Here is a 26,001-nt window from a genome sequence, read left to right as displayed (position 1 = left end):
CAACCGTTATCCCGGAAACAGCGAAGGATGACGGTCATGACGGACAGCAGCAAGAATGGCGGGCTCTCGCCCCTGGTCGCCGGAGGTATCGCCGCAGGGGTGCTGGGGCTCAGTGCGCTGATCGGACGGCGCAACGCGCCCGACCCGTCGCATCCGCGTATCCGCCGCTGGTACGCAAAGCTGGACAAGCCCGGCTTCACCCCGCCCGACAAGGTGTTCGGCGCGGTATGGCCGGTGCTGGAGACGCTGGCGGCGGTCGGGGGCTATCGCCTGCTTCGTGCGGAACCCTCGCCCCGGCGCAATGCGGCGGTCGCCCTGTGGCTGGGCAACAGCGCGATGATCGGCGGCTGGACCGAATTGTTCTTCCGCGAGCGTCGCACCGGCGCCAGCACGGCGGCGGCGGGAGCGATGGCGGTCGGCGCCGGGGCGCTCGTCGCCACCGCGTGGAAGGTCGATCGCCCGGCGGCGGCCAGCGTGGTGCCGCTGGCCGCCTGGCTAGGCTTTGCGACGCTGCTCGCCGAGGAGGTGTGGCGGCGCAACAACAATCGATGACAGAAACGCCCCCGAACGTGAAATTTGCATGAACTCTTCATGAACTATTCCACCTGGGAAACGTTCGGGGGCGATGCGGGGGACAAGCATTACCACCTTAGCCGTCACGGCCTTTTTGCTGGCAGGATGCAACACGCATCAGTCCACATTGGCCCCATTCGGCGCGGACGCGGCCGATATTCGGCATCTTTTCATCATCATGCTGGTCGGGGCGGTGATCATCGCGGGCGGTGTCGCGCTGCTGATGCGCCACGCGGTCCGCGCACCCGAAGGCGCGATCGACCATCGTCGGGGCATGCGCGTCGTGCTGTGGCTGGGCGGTGTCATTCCGACGATCGTGCTGCTCGGGCTGCTCGCCTATTCGCTGCCCTATATGAAGCCGCGCCCGGTTTCGCCCGCCGACCTGACCATCGCGGTCGATGGCGAGCAATTCTGGTGGCGAGTCGCCTATCGCCCCGCCGGGGGTACGCCCGTCGCCAGCGCGAACGAGATCCGCATCCCCACCGGCCGCAACGTCGCCTTCAAACTCAGCGCGGGCGACGTCGTCCACAGCTTCTGGATTCCCGGCCTCGCGGGCAAGATGGACATGATCCCCGGCCGCATCAACACGCTGGTCGTCCGCGCCGAAAAGCCCGGCCGCTATCGCGGGCAATGTGCCGAGTTTTGCGGGCTTAGCCATGCGTTGATGGCGTTCGACGTCATCGCCATGCCGCCCGCCGCCTTCGATGCCTGGTTGGCCAACGAAGCGCGGCCCGCCCGCACCGGCGGCGATGCGGCGGGTGCCAAGCTGTTTGCCGACAATGGGTGCGGCGGTTGCCACACCGTGGCAGGCGTCACGGCGCCCAGCCGGATCGGCCCCGACCTGACCCATTTCGGTGCGCGTCGCACGCTGGCGGCGGGTATCCTGCCGATGACCCCGGCCAATGTCGCAGGCTTCATTCGCCACCCCGAAAAGACCAAGCCCGGCGTCCGGATGCCGTCCTTCCCCCAATTGTCGGATGACGAGGCCATGGCCCTCTCCCGCTATCTTCAGGGCCTGAAATGAGCCTCCACGCGCAGGACGATCCCCAGCTTCGCGCCGCCCAGGAAGACCGGCTGCGCGAGGTGTGGAAACCACCCTCCGGCTTGTTCCTTCGCTGGACCGACACCAACAACAACCGCGTCGGCATCTGGTACACGCTGACCGCGTTCGGCTTCATGCTGTTCGCGGGCGTGCTGGCGCTGATCATGCGCACCCAGCTGGCGGTGCCCGACAACGATCTCGTCTCGGCGAACACCTTCAACCAGCTGTTCACGCTGCACGGCTCGATGATGATGTTCCTGTTCGCCGTGCCGATGTTCGAGGCGGTGTCGATCATCCTGCTGCCCCAGTTGCTGGGCGCGCGCGACTTGCCGTTCCCCCGCCTCTCGGCCTTTGGTTACTGGAGCTTCCTGCTCGGCGGCGTGTTCGTCGGCGGCTCGATCTTTTTCAACGCCGCGCCCGATGGCGGCTGGTTCATGTATCCGCCGCTGACGACCCGGACCGACCTGTCGGGCCTGGGCGCCGATATCTGGATGCTGGGCCTGTCCTTCATCGAGGTGTCGTCGGTCGCGGCGGCGGTCGAGCTGATCGTCGGTGTGCTGAAATGCCGTCCGCCGGGGATGCGGCTGAACCTGATGCCGCTCTATGCCTGGTACATTCTGGTCGTGGCGGTGATGATCCTGTTCGCCTTCCCGCCGCTGATCGCCGGCGACCTGTTGTTCGAGATGGAGCGACTGCTCAACTGGCCCTTCTTCGATGCGGCGCGTGGCGGCGATCCCCTGCTGTGGCAGCACCTGTTCTGGATCTTCGGCCATCCGGAAGTCTATATCGTCTTCCTGCCCTCGATCGCGCTGTTCGCGATGATGATCCCGACCTTCGCGCAGCGCCATCTGCTCGGTTATCCGTGGATCGTGCTGGCCGCCGTCGGCACCGCCTTCCTGTCGTTCGGCCTGTGGGTCCATCACATGTTCGCGACCGGCCTGCCCAAGATCAGCCTGGCCTTCTTCTCGGCCGCCTCCGAGGCCGTCGCCATCCCGACCGGCGTGCAGATCTTCGCCTTCATCGCCACGCTGTGGGCGGGCAAGGTTAAGTGGTCGACGCCTTTGCTCTACGCATCGGGCAGCCTGGCGGTGTTCGTCATCGGCGGCCTGACCGGCGTGATGGTCGCGATCGCGCCGTTCGACTGGCAGGCGCACGATACCTATTTCATCGTCGCGCACCTTCATTACGTGCTGATCGGCGGAACGCTGCTGCCGCTGTTCGGCGGGCTCTATTATTACTGGCCGCTGATCACCGGCAAGAAGCTGTCGGACCGGCTGGGCCGAATCGCCTTCTGGATCATGTTCGTCGGCATCAACCTGACCTTCTTCCCGATGCATCTGTCGGGGCTGGAGGGGATGCCGCGCCGCGTCTTCACCTACCCGGAGGAACTGGGCATCGGCTGGCTGAACCTGGCCTCGACCGCCGGGTCCTATCTGTTCGCGGCCGGCGTGCTGGTGCTGGTTATCGACCTCGCCTTGTCGCCGACGCGGGCCAAGTCGCCGCGCAACCCGTGGAATGCGGGCACGCTGGAATGGCTGGCGCATCCGGATGACGAGGATTGGGGCATCCGTTCGGTGCCGCTGGTCGAAAGCCGCTATCCGATCTGGGACCAGAAGAATTTCGTCGCCAAGGTCGATGAAGGCCGCTTCTTCCTGCCCGATGCCGAGGAAGGTCGTCGTGAGACGATCATCACCTCGGTCCTGGATGCCAAGCCCGTGTCGGTGATCCGCCTGGGCACCCCCAGCGTCAAGCCGATGGCGACCGCCGTCGCGCTGGGCAGCGTGTTCATCCTGACCACCTATCACCTGTATCTGATCGCGGCGCTGGGCGGCGTGGTTACGCTGGGCTGCATCCTATGGTGGCTGTGGGATACCGCGGAAATCCCGGAGAAGCCCGAAAAGCCGATCGGCCATGGCATGCGCCTGCCGCTGTATATTTCCGGGCCCGCCGCGCCCGGCTGGTGGGCGATGTTCATCACGATGATGGCGGACGCGACGGCGTTCTCGGGCCTGGTCTTTGGCTATTATTTCTACTGGACGGTGCATCCGGATTTCGGGTCCGGCTTTGCGGGCCCCGGCGTCGGCGGGCCGATGACCGCGCTGGCCCTGTCGCTGGCCAGCTGGGCGGCGACGCTGGCCGCACGCGAGGTCCATGCGCGCGGCGGGGTGACCGCCGCACGCGGCCTGCTGATCGCCGGGGCCGCGACCGCCATTGCCAGCCTGTTCGCCGGGATCGCCTGCCTCAACGGGCTCGACCCGACCGCCAATGTCTATCCCGCCATCGTCTGGGTGCTGGTCGTCTGGACCGTCGTCCATGGCGCCGTCGCGGCGATCATGCAGCTTTACACGCTGGCGCGCAGCATCGCGGGCAGGATGACGCCGACCTATGATGCGGATATCCGCAACATCACGGTCTATGCGCATTTCTTCGCGCTGACCGCGATCGTCACCTATCTGACCATCGGCCTGTTTCCGGAGACCGGGCTATGAAGCGCTGGCTGAAGGGGGCGCACCGGCTGCGCGTCACCCTGTGGACCCTGATCGTCCCGCCGACCGCCTGGGCGGTGCATTTCCTGTTTTCGTACATATGGGCGGCGATCAGTTGCGAGAAGATCGGCGAGTGGGCGCTGTTCCCCACCGCCTTCGCGATCGGGACGGTCGTCGCCCTCGCCATCATCGCCGCATCGGGCGTGATCGCGTGGCAGCAGTCGCGCACGCCGGGAGATCCGCCGCCCCATAACGAAGGCACCGATATCGACCGCCTCCGCTTCCTGGCCTATTCGACCATGTTGCTGGCCGCTCTCAGTTTCATTGCGGTGATCTTTACCGCTTTGCCCGTCCTCATGCTCAACGATTGCCGATGAAGCGCGCCTTCCTGATCGCGGGCTTGGCGCTGCTGCCCTTTGGCTGGGCGTTCAGCGGCTGGGGCATGACCGGCCATATGATCGCGCATATGATCGCGGTCGCGGTCGCAGCACCGTTCCTGGCGCTGGGCCTGCAAGGCTCGCGGTTCGACCCCGCCGAACGCTGGCCGCTTTTGACCACTCCGCTGGTGGCCGCCCTGATCGAGGCGGTGATCGTCTGGGGCTGGCACGTGCCGTCGCTGCGTCGTCTGGCCGACCATGCACCCCTGTGGCTGGCCGCCGAGCAGATCAGCTTCCTGGCCGCCGGGCTGTTGCTCTGGGCGGCGGTCCTCACCCCCCGCCACCGCGCGGCGGGGATCGCGGCGCTGCTCGTCACCTCGATGCACATGACCCTGCTCGGCGCGCTCATCGGCCTGGCGCCGCGGCCGCTCTACAGCCATCACGGCGCGGGCGCGCTGGATGACCAGCAGATGGCGGGTGTCGTCATGCTGCTGGTCGGTGGCGTCGCCTATCTGTGCGGGGGGCTCGCAATGCTCGGCCGCCTGCTTCAGATGCCCAAGGAGGCGCACGCATGACGATCCGCATCACCTGGAAGCGGGTGCTCGCGACCCTGATCGGCCTGGCCGCGCTGGGCATGGCCGTCGCCTGGTCGGGCGTCATCAGTCTCGCCGCCTCCAGTGGGCACTGGGCGATCACCGACTGGTTCCTGCACTGGGCAATGCGCAACTCGGTGCGCACCCATGCCGCCCTGACCGCGCCGAACGACCCGGCTGACGCCACCGGTCTGGTCAGCGCGGCGGGGCATTTCAGCAATTCCTGCGCGGTCTGCCACGGCGCGCCCGGCCACAAACCCGCCCCCGTCATGCAGGCCGCTACCCCGCCCGCACCCGACTTGGCGATCAACGCGCGTGAGTGGACCGACAAGCAGCTGTTCTGGATCCTCCAGCACGGCGTCAAATATACCGGCATGCCCGCCTGGGCCGTACAGGACCGCAAGGACGAGGTGCGGCGCATGGTCGCCTTTGTCCGCCGCCTGCCCGGCATGACGCCCGCCCAATATGAGGCACTGGTCGCCAAGGCCTCGCCCACCGTCGACCCGGATAATTGCACCGGTTGCCACGGCACCGACGGTCGGGGACGCGGCAGCCCCGACATTCCGATCCTGGGCGGCCAGAGCCCCGAATATCTGCTCGCCGCGCTGAAGGGCTATGCCAACGGCACCCGGTCGAGCGCGGTGATGCAGCAGGTCGCGATGCGGATGGAGCCCGCCGCCATGGAGGCTGCGGCACGTCGCTTTGCCGCCATGGCTGGGCTCGGTGCGACGCCAGCCGGCGATCCCGCCGCCGCCCGCATCGTCGAACGCGGCCTGCCCGAACGCCAGCTGCCCGCCTGCGCCAGCTGTCACGCCCCCGGCAAGCCCTATCCGGTCCTTGCGGGCCAGCGCGCCAGCTACATCGCGGAGCGCCTGCGCCACTGGCAGGGCGACAAGAACATTGTCGACGCGCGCAAGAGCCACGCGACGATGCCCGTCATCGCGCGCCGTATCCCCAAGGACATGATCGACCCGATCGCCCATTATCTTGCCGGGGAAACGGCCGCTCGGCCTTGAGCGTCGCACACCACCCCGGCCTTCGTCGGGGTGGTGGGACAATAGCTCAGGTCAGTCGGATCGGAGACGGAAAGGCGACCGGCATTTCCTGCATTTGCTGGATGTGTCGCGGCTGTTTTGCAAGATTTATAGCAGGATGACATGAGGTGGACTCCCCGTCCCCTTCAGGAGAGGGGCCGGGGGTGGGGCGCTTCCGCGAGTGCCGCACCTTTGGCGAGGCCCCACCCCAACCCCTCCCCTGATGGGTAGGGCTCGCCTTGGTTCAATACGATGTCATTACGGTCCAGGCGGCCGAATGATCGCCGCCCGTATTGCCTGCCCGTGGCCGATGACGACGTTCGATTCTTCGCTGACGGATCGGGCCAAACGGTCGATTGCGTCAGTCAGCCTGTGCTTCGGGATGCCGCTGCGCTTCTCTGAAGATTGCGACTGAAGACAGGTTCCGTGACGGATCCTGAACGTCGAGGTCACGCCCATTTACACCAGCCAAGCGCATGGAACATGGCCGATGCGAGGACTAGGGTAAGATCCAAATGTCGGGAGCCGGTCATTCTCGGACCATTCCCGCCTGGCCTGTAGCCTCTGGGGAATGGTGGGCGCGACAGGGATTGAACCTGTGACCCCACCCGTGTGAAGGGTGTGCTCTACCGCTGAGCTACGCGCCCGGTGAACCGGAGGACGGGCCTTTAGGCGGCGGTCCGCCGCCTGTCCAGCCCCAAAATCACCAATTTAGTTGACCGAGTCCTTCAGCAGCTTGCCCGGCTTGAACTTGGGCTGCGACGAGGCCTTGATCGTCATCGGCTCGCCGGTGCGGGGGTTGCGGCCGGTCGACGCCTTGCGCTTGGAAACCGAAAAGGTGCCGAAGCCGACGAGGCGGACTTCATCGCCCTTCTTGAGCGCGGCGGAGATCGATTCGAACACCGCATCCACCGCCTTGACCGCATCGCCGCGCGCAAGGCCCGAGGAATCGGCGACGGTAGCGATCAACTCCTGCTTGTTCATTCCATAACCCCCTATGATTTCGACGATAAACGACACAGGACTCGGTGCCGTCCAAATATTAAGGCAACGATAATGACGCGACGGATGGGGCTGTCAAACCTCGCCGTCATGTCCATGGCGAACGATGACGCAAACAGAAGAGCATGTCATCCCCATGACATCGTTTGAAAAGGGCCGCCGATCATAAGACCAGCGGCCCCCTTCTCACGACGGTCAGTGGTGACGCTCGCCCCCGACCGCCGGGATCGGCGCGGGCGGCAGCGCCGCCAGCTCGTCCGCATCGGTCCAGTCGATCGCCTCCAGCGGCTCGACCAGCGTCAGGCGCAGCACCTCGTCGACATGCGCGACGGGCACGATCTTCAGGCCGTTCAGGATGTTGGCGGGGATGTCCGCCAGATCCTTCTCATTCTCCTGCGGAATGAGCACGGTGGTGATGCCACCGCGCAGCGCCGCCAGCAGTTTCTCCTTCAATCCGCCGATCGGCAGCACGCGCCCGCGCAACGTGACCTCGCCGGTCATCGCCACGTCCTTGCGCACCGCAATGCCGGTCAGCGTCGAGACGATCGAGGTGACGAGACCGATACCCGCCGACGGACCATCCTTGGGCACCGCGCCCTCGGGCAGGTGGATATGGATGTCCTTGCGGTGGAACAGCGACGGCTTGATCCCGAAGCTGGGGCTGCGCGCCTGGACGAAGCTGAAGGCGGCCTGCACCGATTCCTTCATCACATCGCCCAGCGTGCCGGTCGTCTTCACCTGGCCCTTGCCGGGCACCGTCACCGATTCGATGGTCAGCAGCTCGCCGCCCACCTCAGTCCAGGCGAGGCCCGTGACCGCACCGATCTGGTCCTCCTGCTCGGACAGGCCGTGGCGATATTTCTGGACGCCCGCGAACTCGTGGAGATTCTCCGGCGTGATCGTCACCGACGTCACCTTGCCCTCCAGGATCTGACGCAGCGCCTTGCGCGCCAGACGCGCAATCTCACGCTCCAGCGTCCGCACGCCCGCCTCGCGGGTATAGCGCTGGATCAGCGCGCGCAGACCTTCCTGGGTAAGGGTGAACTCGCTGTCCTTCAGGCCGTGCGTCTCGACCTGCTTCGCAACCAGGTGCCGCTCGGCGATCTCGACCTTCTCGTCCTCGGTATAGCCTTCCAGACGGATGATCTCCATGCGGTCGAGCAGCGGCTGCGGCAGGTTCAGCGTGTTCGCGGTGCACACGAACATCACGTCCGACAGATCGATGTCGATCTCCAGATAGTGATCGTTGAACTTGGCGTTCTGCTCCGGATCGAGCACCTCGAGCAGCGCCGAGGCGGGATCGCCCCGGAAATCCTGGCCCAGCTTGTCGATCTCGTCGAGCAGGAACAGCGGGTTGGAGGTGCCGGCCTTTTTCAGGTTCGTCACGATCTTGCCCGGCAGCGAGCCGATATAGGTGCGGCGGTGGCCCCGAATCTCGGCCTCGTCACGCACGCCGCCCAGCGACTGGCGAATGAACTCGCGCCCGCACGCCTTGGCGATCGACTGGCCGAGCGACGTCTTGCCGACGCCCGGCGGCCCGACGAGGCACAGGATCGGCCCCTTCAGCTTGTTGGTGCGCGCCTGGACGCCCAGATACTCGACGATCCGGTCCTTCACCTTTTCCAGCGCATAATGATCCTGGTCCAGGATCGCCTGCGCCGCGGCGATGTCCTTCTTCACCTTGGACTTCTTGCCCCAGGGCAGGCCCAGCAGCACGTCCAGGTAATTGCGCACGACCGTCGCCTCGGCGCTCATCGGCGCCATGGTCTTCAACTTCTTCAGCTCAGCAGTCGCCTTGGTCCGCGCTTCCTTCGACAGCTTGAGCGTCGCGATCTTCTGGGTCAGCTCGGCGATCTCGTCGCCATCGCCGTCCTCGCTCTCATTGCCCAACTCGCGCTGGATCGCCTTCAGCTGTTCGTTGAGATAATATTCGCGCTGCGTCTTCTCCATCTGGCGCTTGACGCGGCTCTTGATCTTCTTCTCGACCTGCAGGACGCCCAGTTCGCCCTCCATCAGGGCATAGGCCATTTCCAGCCGCTTGGCCGGATCGGTCTCGACCAGAAGCGCCTGCTTGTCGGCGACCTTGACCGAGATGTTCGCGGCGACCGCATCGGCGAGTTGCGAGGCATCCTCGATCTCGCCCAGCTGAACCGCGGTTTCGGCGGGCAGCTTGCGGTTAAGCTTCGCGTAATTCTCGAACTGGTCGACGACCGAGCGCATCAGCGCCGCGATCTGCGCCTTGACGCTGGCATCGACCTCGACCTCCTGCTCTTCCAGCACGGCGGCATCGGCTTCGACCTCGGTCAGGTCGATCGTCGCGGTCAGGAACGCGCCCGACTCGTCGAGCTCGGACAGGCGGCCGCGCGTCTTGCCCTCGACCAGCACGCGCACCGTGCCATCGGGCAGCTTCAGCAACTGCAGGACGGTGGCGGTCACGCCGATCTCGTACAGATCCTCGCGCGAGGGATCGTCCTCGGCCGGATCGAGCTGTGCCACGAGGAAGATTTCCTTGTCCGCCGCCATCGCCGCTTCCAGCGCCGCGACCGATTTGTCACGGCCGACGAACAGGGGCACGATCATGTGCGGGAAGACGACGATGTCACGCAGCGGAAGGACGGGATAGGACTGGTTCATGCAAACTCCGGTCGGCCCTCACCGGGGCCTCTTCACCTTACTATATGGGGAGGGTTGCCGATCCATCAATTCCCGTTGCGACAAGGTGACGCGGTGACACGCGGTCGGGTGCTTGCCAAGGCGGCTGTCTTGCGCGACACCATGCCCCATGAATCGTATACGGAATGGCGCCCGCGCGCTTCTAGCCTCCTCGTTGCTGTCGGCTTTTCCCGTGGCGGCGCAGACGTCCCACCTGCTTCCCGGCAAGGGTGAGCCGCCGCTGACCGCCCAGACGCAGATATCGGGCGGGGTCCGCCCGGCCGAACAGCTCGCCATGCGCTTCGACAGTGCCGACCTGTCGTTCGAGGTGCTGCCCGACACGCGGGAGTTGAACGGCGTCGCCGTGCTGGTCTTCACCGCCAAGGCCCCGCTTGCCCGATTGGTCATCGACCTGGACAAGAACCTGCCGGTCCGCGCCATCGCGATCGACGGCAAGCCGCTAAGGCCTGGCCAATGGTCGAATCCGGAGGGACAGCTTGTCGTCACCCTGCCCCGCCCGCTCCGCACCGGCCAAAAGGTCAGCGCGAAGATCACCTATGGCGGAACACCGCACGTCGCGGTCCGCGCGCCGTGGGATACCGGTGTCGTCTGGGCGAAGACGCCGGACGGACGGCCCTGGTTCGCGACCACGGCGCAGGGTTATGGCTGCGACCTGTTCTGGCCATGCCTCGACTATCCGATGGGCGAACCGGGCGTGGTCACACTGCACATCACCGTGCCCAAGGGGTTGAAGGCACCGTCCAACGGCGTGCTGCTGGGCGTCGATACGCTGGCCGATGGTCGTACGCGGTGGAATTGGCGGACGAAGCACCCCAATACCTATGCCATCGCGCTGAACGTCGGGCCCTATGAAGTCGTCGAGGGACGCTACAAGAGCCGCTTCGGCAACACGATCCCGATGTTCTACTGGTATCTGCCGGGCGAGAAGGCCAAGGCCGAAGGCCTGTTCGCCGAATTCGCGCCGACGCTGGATTTCTTCGAATCGACCATCGGCCCCTTCCCCTTCGGCGACGAGAAGCTGGGCGTGGTCGAAACCCCGCACAAGGGCATGGAGCACCAGACGATCAACGCTTACGGCAATGAATATGCCAAGGCGCCGGAGGGCTTCGACTGGCTGTTCCAGCACGAGTTCAGCCATGAATGGTTCGGCAACCAGCTGACCAATGTCGACTGGGACGATTTCTGGCTGCACGAAGGCTATGGCAGCTACATGCAGCCATCCTATGGCCGCTGGCGCGAGGGCGAGGCGCGCTATGCGGTGATGATGGATGCCCAGCGCGGGCAGATCGCCAACAAGGCGCCCATCGTCCACGACCACAGCATGACCGAGCAGGATGTCTATGAAGACGCCAAGGGCGGGCCCGGCCTGGACATCTATATGAAGGGATCGTGGATGCTGCACACGCTCCACAACCTGATCGGCGACAAGGCGTTCTGGGACGTGACGCGGCTCGCCGTCTATGGCCGGACCGATCCGAAGCCGGGGAATTTCAGCCCGCGCTATGGCTCGACGAAGGAATATGAGGGGTTCGTCCGGCAGGTGACGGGCAAGGATTATGGCTGGTTCTTCGACGTCTATCTCCGCCAGGCCGCCCTACCCGAGATCGTCGAGACGCGGGTGGGCGACCGCCTGACGCTGACATGGAAGGTGCCGGGCAACGGCCCCTTCCCGCTGCCGGTCGAGGTGCAGGTCGGGGACAAGACCCAGACGCTGCCGATGACCGCCGGGACCGGCACGCTGACCGTGCCCGAGGGCGCGCATGTGGTGGTCGATCCCTGGGCCAAGATCCTGAAGCGCTCGGTCGCGATCGAGCAGTTCCGGGCATGGAGGGACGAGCATGCCGCGAAGAGGAAGAAGGCGAACTGAGCGCCCTTCCACTCCCCACCCCCCGTTCGCATTGAGCGACGTCGAAATGCACGCACCGAGCCCCCGTTCCTGGTGGCATTCGACCCGTGGCCTTCGACTTCGCTCAGCTGAACGGCGGCGTCGATTGGTTTACGGCACCACGGTCACGAACAGATACGCCGCGAAGATCACCAGATGCACCGCCCCACCGAGTATGGTGGTGCGCCCATTGCCCAGCGTCAGCGTGATGGTGAACAGCGACAGCACCAGCAGGATCATCTCCTTCGCGCCGATCCCCAACGCCAGCGGCAAGCCGAGCATCAGCGACACGATCGCCACCGCCGGGATGGTCAGCCCGATCGTCGCCAGTGCCGACCCCAGCGCCAGGTTGAGGCTGGTCTGGAGCCGGTTACGCTTGGCCGCGCGGTACGCCGCCAGGCTTTCGGGCGCGAGGACCAGCGCGGCGATCACCACACCGACGATGGCGAGCGGCAGGCCCGCGCCCAGGATCGCCGCCTCGACAATTCCCGACAGCCCCTTGGCCAGCAACACCACGCCGACCAGCGCGACCAGCAGCATCCCCAGCGCCGCCCAGGCCGCGGCGTTGGTTGGCGGCTCGGCATGGGCGTCGGCTGGCATATCCTCGTCGGCGGGCAGGAAATAGTCGCGGTGGCGAACCGTCTGCACCATCACGAAGGTGCCGTAGAGGATCACGCTGACCAGCGCGACGAAGATCAGTTGCGACGGCGCATAGGTCGGCCCCGGTGCCGACGATACATAGTTGGGCAGGACGAGCGACAGCACGACCATCGCGGTCAGCACGTTGAGCGACGCACTCGCCCCGCGCAGCGAGAAACGCTGCTCGCCATGCTGCACGCCCCCGGCCAGCAGGCATAGGCCGACAATGCCGTTCAGGATGATCATGATCGCCGCGAACACCGTATCGCGCGCCAGGCTGGAGGCGTCACCCGCGTCCGACAGCATCAGGCTGACGATCAGCGACACCTCGATCACCGTCACCGCGACCGCGAGCACCAGCGTGCCAAAGGGTTCGCCGACCCGGTGCGCGACGACCTCCGCCTGATGGACCGCCGACAGCACGCATCCGATCAGGATGACGGCCGCGACGATCACCCCCGCCGTGCCCATCTTGTAGAGCGACACCGCGATGGCGATCAGGCCGAGAGCCGGAAACACCACGGTCCACCACGGCATCAGCAGACGCTGAAGCAGCGCGCGCTTCTGACCGGCGGTGACGATGGCGTCGGGTTCGCTCATTCTGGAGAGGCCTTTCGTAACAGGACGGAAATGATGACGTGTCTGTCATGCCAATGCGCAAAGCGCCCTATTGGCTCCCTTCTCGAACGAGATTCGTTGCGAATCTGCAACCAACTTCCTCACCCTTCCGGCGCTTCGCGCCTTCCTCCCGCGACAGCGGGTGGGAAGGGTGAGGATGGCTTGGTCCTCAGTATGCCTCGTTTACCACCCGATAGCGCAACCAAATCTCACCACCCGGCAAGACCTCGTGATGCGTCAATGTCAGGCCCGTCAGCGGCGCGGGGGTGTCGGCATCCGTCTTGCCCGAATGAAACAGGCTGGGCGCGCCCGCCGCGCCGTCGATCGCGGGGCAGAGCGCCATGCTGATCTCGTCGATCAGTCCGGCGCGCAGGAATTCGCCATTGGCGGTGCCCCCGCCCTCGACCAGCAAAGTCTTCACGCCCAGTTCGCGATTCAGGATTTCGGGCACCGCGTGCAGGTCGATCGTCTCCGCCCCGGCAAAGATGTAGGAGACACCATCCGCACGCAGCCCGGCCAGATGCGCGTCGGACACCGCTTCGGTCAGCACGACGACGATCGGATCACCGCCAATATCGCCGCGTCCCCAGACGATCTTGCCCCGTTCGTCCAGCACGACGCCGAATGCATCGGCCTCGCGGCGAGCGAACCAGTGTTCGCGGGGGAAGCTTTCGTCCGTGTCGGGATAGCGGTTGCCCTTGGCGAACTCCTGCCCCGTCACGCGACCGACGATCCACGCGTCGCCGCCGATCCGGTCGTGCAGATCCTCGAACAGGTCGCCGGGCTTGTAGCTTTCGGGCCGCCAGCGACTTTGCAGGATGCGCCCGTCCAGGCTGCAAATCATGTGGCAGATCATATGGGGCTTCATCGACACATCTCCTGTTCGGAGCGGCAACGCGCAATGAAGCAGAGGGGTTCGGAGGCCTGTCTCATTCCTCCCGTGCAGGGGAGAAAGGTCTAGCGCCCCCCGACGGGCCGCATCATCGACCAGAAACGCGGGCCGCCTTTCGGCGCCGACCATTGCTCGACCAGTTCGAACCCCAGCCGCGCATAGAGCCCCACATTGCTCTCGGTCGCCGTCTCGAGATAGGCGGGCACGCCCGATGCGTCACACCGCGCCAGCCCCGCCCGGATCGACGCGCCGCCCAGCCCGCGCCCCTGCCGTGCCGGATCGACACCCGCAATGTGGAGATACCAGAACGGCTCGGCCGGGAAATGCGCCTCGATCGCATCGCCCAGCCGCATCGCGCGGGGCAGAGACGGCCCCAGCGCATGGAGCACCGGGACCAGTCGCCGGACATAGGCCATCATCGGCACATGCGCCTGCCCCGGCGGTCGCCAGAAGGTCCCGGCGTCCGCCGCCTCGCTGATCAGCCGCATCCCCACCGCGTCGCTGTCGAACAGCAGTGCGAACAGGCGCGGCAGGCGCCTGGCCCGGTCGGCCGCATCGGGGAAGATATAGGACATGGCCGGATCGTCCGCGAAGGCGCGCGCCAGCATCGTCGCCACCGCCGCCCGGTCGTCAGCCCCGGCTTCTCGGATCGTCACCATGGCATTCCCTCAAAGGAAAACGGGCGCCTCCCACAGGGAAGCGCCCGCCATCACATTCCGAACGTCACAACGCCATCAGGCCGCCGCGTCGTCCTTCTTCTTGGCCTTTTCGGCATAGACGCGGATCGGTTCCTTGCGACCCTCGACCACGTCCTTGTCGACCATAACCTCGTCGACGCCGTCCATGCCGGGCAGGTCGAACATGGTGTCGAGCAGGATGCCCTCCAGGATCGAGCGAAGCCCGCGCGCGCCGGTCTTGCGGTCGATCGCCTTCTTGGCGACCGTGGTCAGCGCATCGTCGGTGAAGTCGAGCTCGACGCTCTCCATCTCGAACAGCTTCTGGTACTGCTTGACCAGCGCGTTCTTCGGTTCGGACAGGATCTTGACCAGCGCCGCGATGTCGAGGTCCTCGAGCGTCGCAATGACCGGCAGACGGCCGACGAACTCGGGGATCAGGCCGAACTTCAGCAGATCCTCGGGCTCGGTCTGGCGCAGATATTCGCCGGTCCGCTTCTCTTCCGGAGCGGCGACATAGGCACCGAAGCCGATCGATTTGCCCTGCAGACGGTCGCCGATGATCTTTTCGAGACCCGCGAATGCGCCGCCGCAGATGAACAGGATGTTCGTCGTGTCGACCTGCAGGAATTCCTGCTGCGGATGCTTGCGCCCGCCCTGCGGCGGAACGCTGGCGGTCGTGCCTTCCATCAGCTTGAGCAGCGCCTGCTGAACGCCCTCACCCGACACGTCGCGGGTGATCGAGGGATTCTCGGCCTTGCGGCTGATCTTGTCGATCTCGTCGATATAGACGATGCCGCGCTGCGCCCGCTCGACATTATAGTCCGACGCCTGGAGCAGCTTCAGGATGATGTTCTCGACGTCCTCGCCGACATAACCGGCCTCGGTCAGCGTCGTCGCGTCCGCCATGGTGAACGGCACGTCCAGGATGCGCGCCAGCGTCTGCGCCAGCAACGTCTTGCCGCAGCCGGTCGGCCCGACGAGCAGGATGTTGGACTTGGCAAGCTCGACATCGGCACCCTTGGCGCCGTGGTTCAACCGCTTGTAATGGTTATGCACCGCGACCGACAGGACACGCTTGGCCTGCTTCTGCCCGATGACGTAATCGTCGAGCACGTTGCAGATTTCCTGCGGCGTCGGCACGCCACCATCCTTCTTGGAGACAAGCGCGGACTTGGTCTCCTCACGGATGATGTCGTTGCACAGCTCCACGCACTCGTCGCAAATGAAGACGGTCGGCCCCGCGATCAGCTTGCGCACCTCGTGCTGCGACTTTCCGCAGAACGAGCAATAGAGGGTGCTTTTCGAGTTGCCACCGCTCACCTTGTCCATCAATCACCTCTCGCACGCGATACCGGTGCGCTACCGTTGCCGGGGTGCGCATCGTACCGCACCCCGATAAAGTCACAATCGAAATAAACCGTTCACAACGAACGGACCATCTTACGCCGAGGCCGACATATCGTCGGTCGGGGCCGGACGCTTGTCGAACACCTGGTCGAGCAGGCCGAATTCCTTGGCTTCCTCGGCGCTCATGAACTTGTCGCGGTCCATCGCGCGCTCGATCTCCTCGAGCGGCTTGCCGGTGTACTTGGCGTACAGCGAGTTCAGGAAATGCCGCATGCGAAGGATTTCGCGCGCCTGGATCTCGATGTCGGCCGCCATGCCCTGCGCCCCGCCCGAAGGCTGGTGGATCATGATGCGGCTGTTCGTGGTCGCCACGCGCATGCCCGGCTCACCGGCCGACAACAGGAAGCTGCCCATCGAGGCGGCCTGGCCGATGCACAGCGTGCCGACGCGCGGGCGGATATACTGCATCGTGTCATGGATCGCCATGCCCGCCGTGACGACACCGCCCGGCGAGTTGATGTACATGTAGATGTCCTTCTTCGGATTCTCCGACTCAAGGAACAGCAGCTGCGCGCAGATCAGCGAGGCCATGCCGTCCTCGACACCGCCGGTGACGAAGATGATGCGCTCGCGAAGCAGGCGGCTGAAGATATCGAACGACCGTTCGCCGCGGTTCGACTGCTCGATGACGATCGGAACCAGACCGGCCTGCGTCTGCCGGAGCCCGACGCCAGCCTGCGCCAGCGGGCTCGCGAAATCGCCGGTCTCGAACGGATTGTGCATGAAATTCTCTCTTATGCCCAGAAGAGCCCCTATGTCGCGTGACGGCTGCCCATATTCAAGCCCCGTCGTTGGTCCGCCGTGCCGCGATGCAGCGTTTACCCTTTTTGGGTACCGGACAGAACGCGATCACCCCGCCGAACCCGGCGCGGGCAGTGCCAGATAGGCCAGCCGCCGCACTTCCTGCCGCCCGCGCACCACGGTATCGAGGATCAATCCGGTGAACAGATTCAGCCCGGCCAGCAGCATCAGCCCGGTCGACAGGATGGCGGTGGGGAAGCGCGGCACCTGATGGGTGTCGAGATAGGTCAGGGCGAGCGGAATCGCGAGCAGCACGGCCAGCGCGGCGAACAGCGCGGCGATCGCGCCGAAGAACCACATCGGCCGTTCGATACGGTACAGCTTGATGATCGTGCGCAGGATGCGCCAGCCGTCCGAATAGGTGCTCAGCTTCGACGCCGAGCCTTCGGGGCGCGCATAATAGGGCGTCGCGATTTCGGCGCACGGCATCTTCAGTTCCAGCGCATGGACGCTGATCTCGGTCTCGATCTCGAAGCCGACCGACAGGACCGGGAAACTCTTGACGAAACGACGCGAGAAGACGCGGTAACCCGACAGGATATCGGTGAAACTCCGCCCGAACAGCTGCGCCAGCATGCCGGTCAGCATCGCATTGCCGAACCGGTGCCCGCGACGATAGGCGAGCTCGGCCTCGCTCACCCGCTGGCCGACGACCATGTCGAGCTGTTCCTCGACCATCCGGCGCACCAGGTCGGGGGCGGAGGCGGCGTCATAGGTCGCATCGCCGTCCGCCATCACATAGATGTCGGCGTCGATATCGGCGAACATGCGGCGCACGACCGCGCCTTTGCCCTGGATACGCTCCGACCGGACGATCGCACCCGCCGCGCGGGCGACCTCGATCGTGCGGTCGCGGCTGTTATTGTCATAGACATAGATGGCCGCCATCGGCAGCGCCGCGCGGAAACCCGCAATCGTCTGGGCGATCGCCGCCTCTTCATTATAGCAGGGCAACAGCACCGCGATCCGGGGTTCGTTCACAACCTATCCTCGTGCATGGTCGGGCGATCCGGCCCCCCGTCACGTCCCGACATCCCTATGCGCCATGACGGCCGGGCGGGACAGCCCGTTAGACGATCCTCCCCTGCAAGGGGAGGGGGACCGCCGCGAAGCGGGGGTGGAGGGGGCGTACCACGACGGACATCCCTTGAGGCGCCCCCCTCCACCATCCTGCGGATGGTTCCCCTCCCCGTGCCGGGGAGGATCGTATGAACGCAGGAAGGGCGACCGCTTGCGCGACCGCCCTTGCCTGTTCGTCACGAACGCGAAGTCCGGCGTCGACCTTATTCGGTCGGCGCGGCCTTCTTGGCGCGCGGCTTCTTGGCAGGCGCCTCGGCGGCTTCCGCTTCGCCTTCGGCCGGAGCGGCCTTCTTGGCACGTGCGGCCTTCTTGGGCGCGTCCTCGGTCGTGGCTTCCGCCTCGTCTTCGGTCGCCGCCTTCTTGGCGCGGGTCGCCTTCTTCGGGGATTCCTCGGCCGCCGCGTCGTCCGACGCCGCTTCCTCGGTCACGTCCGCCTTCTTGGCCTTCGCCTTCGACTTCTTGGCACCGTGGTCATGGCCGTGGTCATGATCATGGTCGTCATGATTGTGGACATGGGTGCCGGTCGCGAAACCGTCTTCGCTCTCGATCGCGGCTTCCAGCTCCTCGCGGGTGGTTTCGCGGTCGGCGATCTCGGCCTTGCCGAACAGGAAGTCGACGACCTTGTCCTCATAGAGCGGGGCGCGCAGCTGGGCGGCGGCCATCGGCTCCTGCTGGACATACTGGATGAAGCGCTGGCGATCTTCCGGGCCGTACTGCTGTGCGGCCTGGGCGATCAGGCGATTCAATTCCTGCGCGGTCACTTCGACGCCATTGGCCTGACCGATCTCCGAGAGGAGCAGGCCCAGACGGACGCGGCGCTCGGCGATCTTCTTATAATCGTCGCGCTCCTTCTCCATCTCGGCCTTGGCGGCCTCGGGGTCTTCCTCGTGCGTGGCTTCATGCTCGAGCTGCGCCCAGATCTGCGAGAACTCGGCCTCGACCATCGACGGCGGCACTTCGAAGTCGTGACCGTCGGCCAGCTGGTCGAGCAGCTTGCGCTTCATGTACGTGCGGGTCAGGCCGTTATGCTCCTGCTCGATCTGCCCCTTCAGCAGGCCGCGCAGCTGCTCCAGGCTCTCGAGGCCCAGATTCTTGGCCATCTCGTCGTCGATCTTGGCTTCGCCGGCGGTCTTCACCGACTTGATCGTCAGGTCGAAGGTCGCGGGCTGACCGGCCAGGTCCTTGGCGGGATAGTCCTCGGGGAAGGTGACCGAGATCTGCTTCTCTTCACCGGCCTTCACGCCGACCAGCTGGTCTTCGAAACCGGGGATCAGGCGACCGCCGCCGATCTCGACGGCCATGTCCTCGCCCGAGCCGCCCTCGAAGGCGACGCCGTCGGTGGTCTTGCCGACGAAGTCGACGGTGACCTGATCACCCTGCTCGGCGGCCTTGTCGCCCGCATCGTCCCAGCGCTTCTGCTGGTCGGCGAACTTCTGCAGCTGCTCGTCCACCGCCTCGTCGGCGACCGGCACGGTCAGGCGCTCCAGCTTCAGCGCGTCGATCGCGGGGGTCGGAACCTGGGGCAGGACCTCCAGCGTGACGGTCAGCTTGGCGTCCTGGCCGGGCTCATAACCCTCGGCCAGCTCGACCTGCGGCTGCATCGCGGGACGCAGATTCTGCTCGGCGATCAGCGACTGCACGCCTTCCTGCAGCGCGGTGTTCAGCGCGTCCTGCAGCAGGGCCGGGCCGTGCATCTTGCGGACGAGGTTGGTCGGCACCTTGCCGGGGCGGAAGCCGGGCATCTTCATCTGCGGAGCGATCCGCTTCAGCTCGGCATCGACCTTGCCCTCGATATCCTTGGCAGTGATGGTGAGCGTGTAGGCGCGCTTCAGCCCCTCGTTCAGCGTCTCGACAGTCTGCATCTAAAGGCCTTCAATCTGGAGAAATTCCGTGTGGCTGTCGCCCCGTTCTTGACCGGGGACTGGTGCGGGCGAAGGGACTCGAACCCCCACATCTTACGATACTGGAACCTAAATCCAGCGCGTCTACCAGTTCCGCCACGCCCGCACGAGGACACCGCCGATGGGCGCGCGTCTATATCACCCTGGGCCGCTTCGGCAAGGGACAACAGGCAACATGTGCGCGGGACATGCGTTTAAACCGTCCCCAGCCCGAAATATGGCATGAAACGGAGAGCGAGAATGGCGACCCAACCCCCGCCCGAGAGCCCGCAGCCGACCCAGCCGGCGCAGCCCGATACCCCGCCGCCCGAAATCGTGCCGCCCGGCCCCGATATCGACCAGCCCTCCCCCGGCGTCGGCCCGAGCGATCCCGGCACCCAGCAGCCCTTGCAGATTTGAGGCAGATGATGGCGACCAACCCCGTAAACCATCCCGACAGCCCGCCCAGCGAGGTGCCCGAGAACAACCCGGACAGCCCGCCGCGTGAGGATGAGCGCAGCGACATCGAACAGGCGGTCGAGGCGCGTTCGGACGCGGTGGAGCGTGGCGAGGGCGGCGAGGAACCGGCGACGTTTACCGATACCGGCGAGCATGACGGTGTCGGCGGGACCGGTGGCGTGGTGCGCAATCAGGATCTGGATGCGCAGTAACTAAGGGGTGGGCTCGGTGAGACACCGTTGCCCTCCCCCAGCCCCTCCCGCCTGCGGGAGGGGAGAGGCGCGTGATGAGGCGAGAGGATTATCGCAAGCCTGAACTTTCGATAATGCACAACGCTCACCCCAAGCACGCCCCTCCCGCAAGCGGGAGGGAATGGGGGAGGGAAAGCCGCAAGTCGTAGCCTCTGCGAGGCTCTCTGCCTCCCCCGGCCCCTCCCGCCTGCGGAAGGGGAGAAGAAGGGGGAGAACTCGCGCTGTTAGCCCGCCAACACCTTCTTCAACAGGTCATTGACCACTGCCGGGTTGGCCTTGCCGCCCATCGCCTTCATCGTCTGACCGACGAAGAAGCCGAACAGCGCCTCCTTGCCTCCACGATACTGACCCAACTGGTTCGGATTCTTCTCCAGAACCTCGGCGATCACCGCCTCGATCGCGCCGGTGTCGCTGGTCTGCTTGAGCCCGCGCTCCTCGACGATCTTGGACGGACCGTCACCCGTCTCCAGCATGATCTCGAACACCTGCTTCGACAGGCTACCCGACAGCGTACCGTCGGCGACCAAGGCCAGCAGCTCGGCGGCCTGGGTGGGCGATACCGGGCTCTCGGTGATGTCCTTGCCCAGCCGGTTGAGCGCGCCGAACAGCTCGGCCGCGACCCAGTTCGCCGCCTGCGCGGGCTTGGCCTGCGAGCCCTCCAGCGCCTCCAGCAGGGTATCGAACCAGCGCGCCGTCTCGACCTCGGCAGTCAGGACGCCAGCATTATACGGGGTCAGGCCCAGCGCCTCGTAACGGCGGCGCTTGGCATCGGGCAGCTCGGGCAGGCTGGCGCGGCATTCCTCGAGGAAGGCGTCGGTCAGCTCCAGCGGCAGCAGGTCGGGATCGGGGAAGTAGCGGTAATCATGCGCGTCTTCCTTCGACCGCATCGAGCGGGTGGTGCCGCTCTCGACGTTGAAGAGGCGCGTTTCCTGGACGATCTTGCCACCGTCCTCCAGCACCGCGACCTGACGTTTGGCCTCATATTCGATCGAGGCCATCACGAAGCGGACCGAGTTGACGTTCTTCGTCTCGGTCCGGGTGCCGAGCTCGTCGCCGACCTTACGCACCGACACGTTGACGTCGGCGCGCATCGAGCCTTCCTCCATGTTGCCGTCGCAGCTGCCGACATAGCGGAGAATGGCGCGCAGCTTGCGCAGATACGCCCCTGCCTCCGCTGGCGAAGCCATGTCGGGACGGCTGACGATTTCCATCAGCGCGACGCCCGAACGGTTGAGGTCGACATAGGAGCGCGTCGGATGCTGGTCGTGCATCAGCTTGCCGGCGTCCTGCTCGACATGGATACGCTCGACGCCGATCCGCTTGGTCGGGCCATCGGGGTTCTTTTCGTCCAGGCTGATCTCGATCGCGCCCTCACCCACCAGCGGGTGGTAGAGCTGGCTGATCTGATAACCCTGCGGCAGATCGGCGTAGAAATAATTCTTCCGGTCGAAGCGCGACCATGTGTTGATCTGCGCATCGATCGCCATGCCGGTGCGCACCGCCTGGCGGATGCACTCCATGTTCGGCACCGGCAGCATCCCCGGCATCGCGGCGTCGACCAGCGAGACCTGGGTGTTGGGCTCCGCACCGAACGCGGTTGCCGCGCCGGAGAACAGCTTGGCATTGGTGGTGACCTGGGCATGGACTTCCAGGCCGATCACGACCTCCCATTCCCCCGTCGCGCCCTGGATGCGATATTCGCTCATGTTCGATCTCGATGATGAAGATAGTTGATCGCCGTCAGGACGGCGTTGCTGCCCAGCAGCGCGACGATCCAGCAAGTCGACAGGATGCGCAGGATCGCGGTCTCGAAACCTAGGTTCCGCGCCTCGCGCAACCCGATAAAGGCCGCGCCCGCCCCCAGCAGCAGGAACAGGATACCCAGCCGCACCTCACCACGCAGGATCACGCTGTTGCCCACGCACAGGCACAGGATGAAGCCCGCCACGCCCAGAAAGAAGCGCGCCAGCGTGTGGTGGTCGAAGGGGTGGTTGTCGATATTGCTTAAGGATACGCCGACATAGGCGCTGAGGATCGCCCCGAACGCGACGTTCAGGGCGCCCTGCGCCTCCCGCAACACGGCGATGTTGCGGGCCGAAAAGGCTCGGTCGCTTACCACCAGGCCTGCGGACGGGCGGTGAAGCCCGCGCGCTGCTCGATGGCCAGGCTGGCGTTCAGCACGCCCTGCTCGTCCAGCGCCTTGCCGATGATCTGGAGGCCAAGCGGCAGCCCGTCCTTGTCCAGACCGCCCGGCACCGACATGGCGGGCAGCCCGGCCAGCGAAGCAGGCACTGTGAACACGTCGTTGAGGTACATGGCCAGCGGATCGGCCTGCTTCTCGCCCAGCGCGAACGCCGCCGACGGCGCGGTCGGGGTGAGCAGCACGTCGCACTGCTCGAACGCCCGCTCGAAATCGCGGGCGATCAGCGTGCGGACCTTCTGCGCCTGGGTGTAATAGGCATCGTAGAAGCCCGCCGACAGGACATAGGTGCCGATCAGGATACGGCGCTTCACCTCGTCGCCGAAGCCGGCGGCGCGGGTCGCGGCGTACATGTCCTGCAACCCCGCCCCTTCGGGCAGGTCGCGCAGGCCATAACGCACGCCGTCATAGCGGGCGAGGTTGGACGACGCCTCGGCGGGCGCGATGATATAGTAAGAGGGCAACGCGTATTTCGTATGCGGCAGCGAGACCTCGACGATCTCGGCGCCCGCATCGCGCATCCAGTCGATACCCTGCTGCCACAAGGCCTCGATCTCGGCGGGCATACCGTCGACGCGGTATTCCTTGGGCACGCCAACGCGCTTGCCCTTCAGATCCGCCGACAGCGCGGCTTCCCAGTTCGGCACGTCGAGCTTCAGCGAGGTCGCGTCCTTGGCGTCGAAGCCCGCCATCGCCTCCAGCATGATCGCGCAGTCGCGCACGTCGCGCGCCATCGGCCCCGCCTGGTCGAGAGAGGAAGCGAAGGCGATCGTGCCCCAGCGCGAGCAGCGGCCATAGGTCGGCTTGATGCCCGAAATGCCGGTAAAGGCGGCCGGCTGGCGGATCGAGCCGCCGGTATCGGTGCCGGTCGCACCCGGCGCCAGACCTGCCGACACCGCCGTCGACGAACCGCCCGACGACCCGCCGGGAGCGAGCGGCGCGGTGTCGTTCGGACGACGCCAGGGCGAGATGACGTTGCCGAACGCGCTGGTTTCGTTGGACGAGCCCATGGCGAACTGGTCGAGGTTCAGCTTGCCAAGCATCCCTGCACCGGCGTTCCACAGATTCTGCGAAACCGTCGATTCATAAGGAGGCACGAAGCCTTCCAGGATCTTGCTGGCGGCGGTGGTCGCGACGCCCTTGGTCGCGAACAGGTCCTTCATGCCGATCGGCACGCCGGCCAGCGGCTTGAGCGTCTCGCCCGCCGCGCGCGCGGCATCGGCGGCATCGGCAGCGGCGAGCGCATGGTCTGGCGTCTCGACCAGGAAGGCGTTGAGCGCCTTTGCAGCCGCAACCTTGGCGTTGAACGCCTCGGCGACTTCGCGCGCCTTGAACTGGCCGTCGCGCACGCCGTCGCGGATGGCGGCAATGCCGAGTGTGGTGAGATCAGTCATTATTCGATCACCTTGGGCACCGTGAAGAAGCCGTGTTCGGCCTGCGGCGCATTCTGCATGAGGAGGTCGCGGATGCCGCCGTCATTGACGACGTCGTCGCGCAGGCGAAGCTGGTTCGGGATCACCGCGGTCATCGGCTCGACCCCTTGGGTGTCGACCTCGCCCAGTTGCTCGATCCAGCCCAGGATGTTCCCGAGCTCGGGGGCGAGGCGCGTCGCGTCCTCCTCGGTGATCGCGATGCGGGCAAGGCTCGCGATCTTCTTCACGGTTGCGGTATCTACGGACATGGATTTGCGGCTAGCATCGCCGCGCGGCTTCGCGCAACGCTTTTGCCGCAAGAGCGATTGCAATGGGGGCAAGCGGGGCATCATGGATAGCAATTGCAGGCGATCCAGTTTTGCCGCACCGCACAACGGAGTGATGATTTGGCGCGCAAATTCCTCTATGTCGTGGCGGCGCTCATCGTGCTGACGATCGCAGCGGCCTTTGCCTATCGCCTGTTCGGCAACCAGCTGCTCCGCTGGTCGACCGTCCCCTCCGAGTCGTTCCGCGAACAGGCCGCCCCGCCGAGCGAACTGTACAAGCGGCGCGTGATGTGGCTGGCGCGGCCCGATATTCCGGGCAACCCGGCGCTGTGGACGCCGACCGGCTACACCCCCAGCCAGCCGGGTCAGGGGGCGGCGGTGTTCTTCATCCACCCCACCTCCTACATCAACAAGGCGCACTGGAACGCGCCGATCGACGATCCCGATACCAATGCCCGTGCCGAACTGTTCCTGCGCGGCCAGGCCAGCGCGTTCAACGGAGCGGGCGACATCTGGGCGCCGCGCTATCGCCAGGCGACCTTCGGCGCGTTCCTGACCAGCGTTTCGGATGCGGAGCGCGCGCTCGATCTGGCGTATCGCGACGTGGATGCGGCCTTCACCGCCTTTCTGGAACAGGTCGATCCCAAGCGCCCGCTGATCCTGGCCGGACACAGCCAGGGCGCGCTGCATTTGTCGCGCCTGCTGACCGACCGGGTGGCCAAGGACCCTGCGCTGAAGCGCCGGATCGTCGCGGCCTATGTCGTCGGCTGGCCGATCTCGATGACCGCCGACCTTCCCGCCATGGGCCTGCCCGCCTGCGAGCGGGCGGACCAGACCGGCTGCGTCCTGAGCTGGCAGAGCTTCGGCGAGCCTGCCGATCCGTCGCTGATCCTCGATGTGTTCGACCAGACCAACGGCTATACCGGCGCGTCGCGAAAGGGCACGGCGATGCTGTGCACGAACCCGCTGACCGGCACCCCCGACGTCGCCGCGCCAGCGACCGCCAATCTGGGCACGCTCTATCCCTCCGCCGACCTGACGACCGCGGCCATCGCGGCGGGCAAGGTGCCCGCCAGATGCGAGGGGCGCGGTTTCCTGACCATCGGCGAGGGGCCGAGCGTCGGGCCCTATGTGCTGCCCGGCAACAACTACCACGTCTATGACTACAGCCTGTTCTGGGCGAATGTCCGCGCCGATGCGGAGCGCCGTTTGAAAGCCTTTCGATGAGCCTGATCACCACCGACCGTAGCGAATTCCGCGCCGTCCTCCCCTCGGGCGGGCGGCTGATCGGGCTGGACGTCGGCACCAAGACCGTGGGCACCGCGCTGTGCGATGCCGGATGGAGCTTCGCCAGCCCCGCGACCCTGATCCGCCGGACCAAGTTCACCAAGGACAAGGAGTTGCTGGTCGCGATGATCGCGCAACAGGGGGTGAAGGGTCTGGTCATCGGCCTGCCGCTCAACTTGGACGGCAGCGAGAGTCCAAGGTCGCAATCGACCCGGTCCTTCGCCCGCAACTGTGCGGACCTGGGCCCGATCCTGCTGTGGGACGAACGCTGGTCGACCGTCGCGGTCGAACGTACGATGATCGAACAGGATATGAGCCGCGCCAAGCGTGCCGAGCGGATCGACAATCTGGCGGCCGCGCACATCCTCCAGGCCGCGATCGACGCGCTTGTAATGGCGTAAGAACCATTCCTCCCCTGCAAGGGGAGGTGGCGCGCTAAGCGCGTC

The 26,001-nt window shown here is 65.8% G+C and carries 25 protein-coding genes and 2 tRNA genes; 12 read left to right on the top strand and 15 right to left on the bottom strand.

Features of this window, described 5'->3' with window-relative positions; all coding sequences use genetic code 11:
• Window positions 1-27: 27 nt before the first annotated feature.
• From U1703_RS09775 to U1703_RS09745, 7 genes are all read left to right on the top strand, one after another.
• On the top strand, window positions 28-552 hold the full coding sequence (locus U1703_RS09775; protein ID WP_332785532.1) for a TspO/MBR family protein: 525 nt from the start codon (window positions 28-30) through the stop codon (window positions 550-552).
• A 73-nt stretch (window positions 553-625) separates the two neighbouring features.
• The gene (gene coxB, locus U1703_RS09770; protein WP_332785531.1) at window positions 626-1,597 is read left to right on the top strand and encodes a cytochrome c oxidase subunit II; all 972 of its coding nucleotides are present in this window, start codon (window positions 626-628) and stop codon (window positions 1,595-1,597) included.
• Window positions 1,594-4,104 (top strand): cytochrome c oxidase subunit I, encoded by a 2,511-nt coding sequence (gene ctaD, locus U1703_RS09765; RefSeq protein WP_332785530.1) that lies wholly within the window; start codon window positions 1,594-1,596, stop codon window positions 4,102-4,104. The genes coxB and ctaD overlap by 4 nt, the downstream gene beginning before the upstream one ends.
• Window positions 4,101-4,478, top strand: coding sequence for a hypothetical protein (locus U1703_RS09760; protein WP_320451991.1), 378 nt, complete (start codon window positions 4,101-4,103; stop codon window positions 4,476-4,478). Before ctaD ends, U1703_RS09760 begins: the two co-directional genes overlap by 4 nt.
• Complete coding sequence (locus tag U1703_RS09755) at window positions 4,475-5,053, top strand: cytochrome c oxidase assembly protein (protein ID WP_332785529.1); 579 nt, start codon at window positions 4,475-4,477, stop codon at window positions 5,051-5,053. The genes U1703_RS09760 and U1703_RS09755 overlap by 4 nt, the downstream gene beginning before the upstream one ends.
• Window positions 5,050-6,087 carry a c-type cytochrome gene (locus tag U1703_RS09750; protein WP_332785528.1) on the top strand — a complete coding sequence of 346 codons (1,038 nt, stop codon included), beginning with the start codon at window positions 5,050-5,052 and terminating at the stop codon, window positions 6,085-6,087. The genes U1703_RS09755 and U1703_RS09750 overlap by 4 nt, the downstream gene beginning before the upstream one ends.
• A gap of 295 nt (window positions 6,088-6,382) precedes the next feature.
• Window positions 6,383-6,520: a hypothetical protein gene (locus U1703_RS09745; RefSeq protein ID WP_332785527.1), complete on the top strand. Its 138-nt coding sequence runs from the start codon at window positions 6,383-6,385 to the stop codon at window positions 6,518-6,520.
• A gap of 157 nt (window positions 6,521-6,677) precedes the next feature.
• Here the strand turns inward: U1703_RS09745 and U1703_RS09740 are convergent.
• The 3 genes from U1703_RS09740 to lon form a co-directional block, all read right to left on the bottom strand.
• Window positions 6,678-6,752 (bottom strand) — tRNA-Val (locus U1703_RS09740).
• 64 nt (window positions 6,753-6,816) lie between these two features.
• Entirely contained in the window at window positions 6,817-7,116 is a 300-nt protein-coding gene (locus tag U1703_RS09735; protein WP_320452353.1) for an HU family DNA-binding protein, read from the bottom strand.
• Between the two features lie 186 nt (window positions 7,117-7,302).
• Window positions 7,303-9,741, bottom strand: a complete 2,439-nt coding sequence (lon, locus tag U1703_RS09730; protein WP_332785526.1) for an endopeptidase La — start codon at window positions 9,739-9,741, stop codon at window positions 7,303-7,305.
• A 148-nt stretch (window positions 9,742-9,889) separates the two neighbouring features.
• Between lon and U1703_RS09725 the strand changes: the two genes are divergently transcribed.
• Entirely contained in the window at window positions 9,890-11,647 is a 1,758-nt protein-coding gene (locus U1703_RS09725) for a M1 family metallopeptidase (RefSeq protein WP_332785525.1), read from the top strand.
• Between the two features lie 129 nt (window positions 11,648-11,776).
• Here U1703_RS09725 and U1703_RS09720 read toward each other — a convergent pair whose 3' ends face one another.
• The 8 genes from U1703_RS09720 to U1703_RS09685 form a co-directional block, all read right to left on the bottom strand.
• Complete coding sequence (locus tag U1703_RS09720) at window positions 11,777-12,904, bottom strand: calcium:cation antiporter (protein WP_332785524.1); 1,128 nt, start codon at window positions 12,902-12,904, stop codon at window positions 11,777-11,779.
• A gap of 187 nt (window positions 12,905-13,091) precedes the next feature.
• Window positions 13,092-13,790 carry a RibD family protein gene (locus U1703_RS09715; RefSeq protein ID WP_332785523.1) on the bottom strand — a complete coding sequence of 233 codons (699 nt, stop codon included), beginning with the start codon at window positions 13,788-13,790 and terminating at the stop codon, window positions 13,092-13,094.
• Window positions 13,791-13,879: 89 nt separating this feature from the next.
• Window positions 13,880-14,473, bottom strand: a complete 594-nt coding sequence (locus U1703_RS09710) for a GNAT family N-acetyltransferase (RefSeq protein WP_332785522.1) — start codon at window positions 14,471-14,473, stop codon at window positions 13,880-13,882.
• A gap of 75 nt (window positions 14,474-14,548) precedes the next feature.
• Entirely contained in the window at window positions 14,549-15,820 is a 1,272-nt protein-coding gene (gene clpX / locus U1703_RS09705) for an ATP-dependent Clp protease ATP-binding subunit ClpX (RefSeq protein ID WP_320451982.1), read from the bottom strand.
• A 111-nt stretch (window positions 15,821-15,931) separates the two neighbouring features.
• A complete protein-coding gene (locus U1703_RS09700; RefSeq protein WP_320451981.1) occupies window positions 15,932-16,621 on the bottom strand; it encodes an ATP-dependent Clp protease proteolytic subunit in 690 nt (229 codons plus the stop codon).
• 126 nt (window positions 16,622-16,747) lie between these two features.
• On the bottom strand, window positions 16,748-17,680 hold the full coding sequence (locus U1703_RS09695) for a glycosyltransferase family 2 protein (protein WP_320451980.1): 933 nt from the start codon (window positions 17,678-17,680) through the stop codon (window positions 16,748-16,750).
• Between the two features lie 302 nt (window positions 17,681-17,982).
• Window positions 17,983-19,641 carry a trigger factor gene (gene tig / locus U1703_RS09690; protein WP_332785521.1) on the bottom strand — a complete coding sequence of 553 codons (1,659 nt, stop codon included), beginning with the start codon at window positions 19,639-19,641 and terminating at the stop codon, window positions 17,983-17,985.
• Between the two features lie 60 nt (window positions 19,642-19,701).
• Window positions 19,702-19,786 (bottom strand) — tRNA-Leu (locus U1703_RS09685).
• A 134-nt stretch (window positions 19,787-19,920) separates the two neighbouring features.
• Here U1703_RS09685 and U1703_RS09680 point away from each other — a divergent pair.
• The gene (locus U1703_RS09680) at window positions 19,921-20,079 is read left to right on the top strand and encodes a hypothetical protein (RefSeq protein WP_320451978.1); all 159 of its coding nucleotides are present in this window, start codon (window positions 19,921-19,923) and stop codon (window positions 20,077-20,079) included.
• 5 nt (window positions 20,080-20,084) lie between these two features.
• Window positions 20,085-20,330 carry a hypothetical protein gene (locus U1703_RS09675; protein ID WP_332785520.1) on the top strand — a complete coding sequence of 82 codons (246 nt, stop codon included), beginning with the start codon at window positions 20,085-20,087 and terminating at the stop codon, window positions 20,328-20,330.
• 263 nt (window positions 20,331-20,593) lie between these two features.
• On the opposite strand, the gene gatB is transcribed toward U1703_RS09675, so the two are convergent.
• From gatB to gatC, 4 genes are read right to left on the bottom strand one after another with little or no spacing between them, the layout of a single operon-like run.
• Window positions 20,594-22,075 (bottom strand): Asp-tRNA(Asn)/Glu-tRNA(Gln) amidotransferase subunit GatB, encoded by a 1,482-nt coding sequence (gene gatB, locus U1703_RS09670; RefSeq protein ID WP_332785519.1) that lies wholly within the window; start codon window positions 22,073-22,075, stop codon window positions 20,594-20,596.
• The gene (locus U1703_RS09665; RefSeq protein ID WP_320451975.1) at window positions 22,072-22,488 is read right to left on the bottom strand and encodes a hypothetical protein; all 417 of its coding nucleotides are present in this window, start codon (window positions 22,486-22,488) and stop codon (window positions 22,072-22,074) included. The genes gatB and U1703_RS09665 overlap by 4 nt, the downstream gene beginning before the upstream one ends.
• Window positions 22,482-23,963, bottom strand: coding sequence for an Asp-tRNA(Asn)/Glu-tRNA(Gln) amidotransferase subunit GatA (gene gatA, locus U1703_RS09660; protein ID WP_332785518.1), 1,482 nt, complete (start codon window positions 23,961-23,963; stop codon window positions 22,482-22,484). Before gatA ends, U1703_RS09665 begins: the two co-directional genes overlap by 7 nt.
• The gene (gene gatC / locus U1703_RS09655; protein WP_037568622.1) at window positions 23,963-24,250 is read right to left on the bottom strand and encodes an Asp-tRNA(Asn)/Glu-tRNA(Gln) amidotransferase subunit GatC; all 288 of its coding nucleotides are present in this window, start codon (window positions 24,248-24,250) and stop codon (window positions 23,963-23,965) included. The genes gatA and gatC overlap by 1 nt, the downstream gene beginning before the upstream one ends.
• Window positions 24,251-24,388: 138 nt before the next feature.
• Between gatC and U1703_RS09650 the strand changes: the two genes are divergently transcribed.
• Both U1703_RS09650 and ruvX read left to right on the top strand, forming a co-directional pair.
• Complete coding sequence (locus tag U1703_RS09650; RefSeq protein ID WP_332785517.1) at window positions 24,389-25,495, top strand: DUF3089 domain-containing protein; 1,107 nt, start codon at window positions 24,389-24,391, stop codon at window positions 25,493-25,495.
• A complete protein-coding gene (ruvX, locus tag U1703_RS09645) occupies window positions 25,492-25,956 on the top strand; it encodes a Holliday junction resolvase RuvX (protein ID WP_320451972.1) in 465 nt (154 codons plus the stop codon). Before U1703_RS09650 ends, ruvX begins: the two co-directional genes overlap by 4 nt.
• Window positions 25,957-26,001 lie beyond the last annotated feature (45 nt).

Source organism: Sphingomonas flavida, from assembly GCF_036663655.1.
In the GTDB taxonomy this organism is placed as follows: domain Bacteria; phylum Pseudomonadota; class Alphaproteobacteria; order Sphingomonadales; family Sphingomonadaceae; genus Sphingomonas.
Note: the sequence above shows the minus strand (reverse complement) of the source record. Positions and strands in the feature narration are given on the sequence as shown.

Excerpts from the sequence above, each read along its gene's own strand:
- U1703_RS09775 (WP_332785532.1), top strand. The coding sequence starts at position 28 with ATGACGGTCATGACGGACAGCAGCAAGAATGGCGGGCTCTCGCCCCTG.
- coxB (WP_332785531.1), top strand. The coding sequence starts at position 626 with ATGCGGGGGACAAGCATTACCACCTTAGCCGTCACGGCCTTTTTGCTG.
- ctaD (WP_332785530.1), top strand. The coding sequence starts at position 1,594 with ATGAGCCTCCACGCGCAGGACGATCCCCAGCTTCGCGCCGCCCAGGAA.
- U1703_RS09760 (WP_320451991.1), top strand. The coding sequence starts at position 4,101 with ATGAAGCGCTGGCTGAAGGGGGCGCACCGGCTGCGCGTCACCCTGTGG.
- U1703_RS09755 (WP_332785529.1), top strand. The coding sequence starts at position 4,475 with ATGAAGCGCGCCTTCCTGATCGCGGGCTTGGCGCTGCTGCCCTTTGGC.
- U1703_RS09750 (WP_332785528.1), top strand. The coding sequence starts at position 5,050 with ATGACGATCCGCATCACCTGGAAGCGGGTGCTCGCGACCCTGATCGGC.
- U1703_RS09745 (WP_332785527.1), top strand. The coding sequence starts at position 6,383 with ATGATCGCCGCCCGTATTGCCTGCCCGTGGCCGATGACGACGTTCGAT.
- lon (WP_332785526.1), bottom strand. The coding sequence starts at position 9,741 with ATGAACCAGTCCTATCCCGTCCTTCCGCTGCGTGACATCGTCGTCTTC.
- U1703_RS09725 (WP_332785525.1), top strand. The coding sequence starts at position 9,890 with ATGAATCGTATACGGAATGGCGCCCGCGCGCTTCTAGCCTCCTCGTTG.
- U1703_RS09720 (WP_332785524.1), bottom strand. The coding sequence starts at position 12,904 with ATGAGCGAACCCGACGCCATCGTCACCGCCGGTCAGAAGCGCGCGCTG.
- U1703_RS09715 (WP_332785523.1), bottom strand. The coding sequence starts at position 13,790 with ATGAAGCCCCATATGATCTGCCACATGATTTGCAGCCTGGACGGGCGC.
- U1703_RS09710 (WP_332785522.1), bottom strand. The coding sequence starts at position 14,473 with ATGGTGACGATCCGAGAAGCCGGGGCTGACGACCGGGCGGCGGTGGCG.
- clpX (WP_320451982.1), bottom strand. The coding sequence starts at position 15,820 with ATGGACAAGGTGAGCGGTGGCAACTCGAAAAGCACCCTCTATTGCTCG.
- U1703_RS09700 (WP_320451981.1), bottom strand. The coding sequence starts at position 16,621 with ATGCACAATCCGTTCGAGACCGGCGATTTCGCGAGCCCGCTGGCGCAG.
- tig (WP_332785521.1), bottom strand. The coding sequence starts at position 19,641 with ATGCAGACTGTCGAGACGCTGAACGAGGGGCTGAAGCGCGCCTACACG.
- U1703_RS09680 (WP_320451978.1), top strand. The coding sequence starts at position 19,921 with ATGGCGACCCAACCCCCGCCCGAGAGCCCGCAGCCGACCCAGCCGGCG.
- U1703_RS09675 (WP_332785520.1), top strand. The coding sequence starts at position 20,085 with ATGATGGCGACCAACCCCGTAAACCATCCCGACAGCCCGCCCAGCGAG.
- gatB (WP_332785519.1), bottom strand. The coding sequence starts at position 22,075 with ATGAGCGAATATCGCATCCAGGGCGCGACGGGGGAATGGGAGGTCGTG.
- gatA (WP_332785518.1), bottom strand. The coding sequence starts at position 23,963 with ATGACTGATCTCACCACACTCGGCATTGCCGCCATCCGCGACGGCGTG.
- gatC (WP_037568622.1), bottom strand. The coding sequence starts at position 24,250 with ATGTCCGTAGATACCGCAACCGTGAAGAAGATCGCGAGCCTTGCCCGC.
- ruvX (WP_320451972.1), top strand. The coding sequence starts at position 25,492 with ATGAGCCTGATCACCACCGACCGTAGCGAATTCCGCGCCGTCCTCCCC.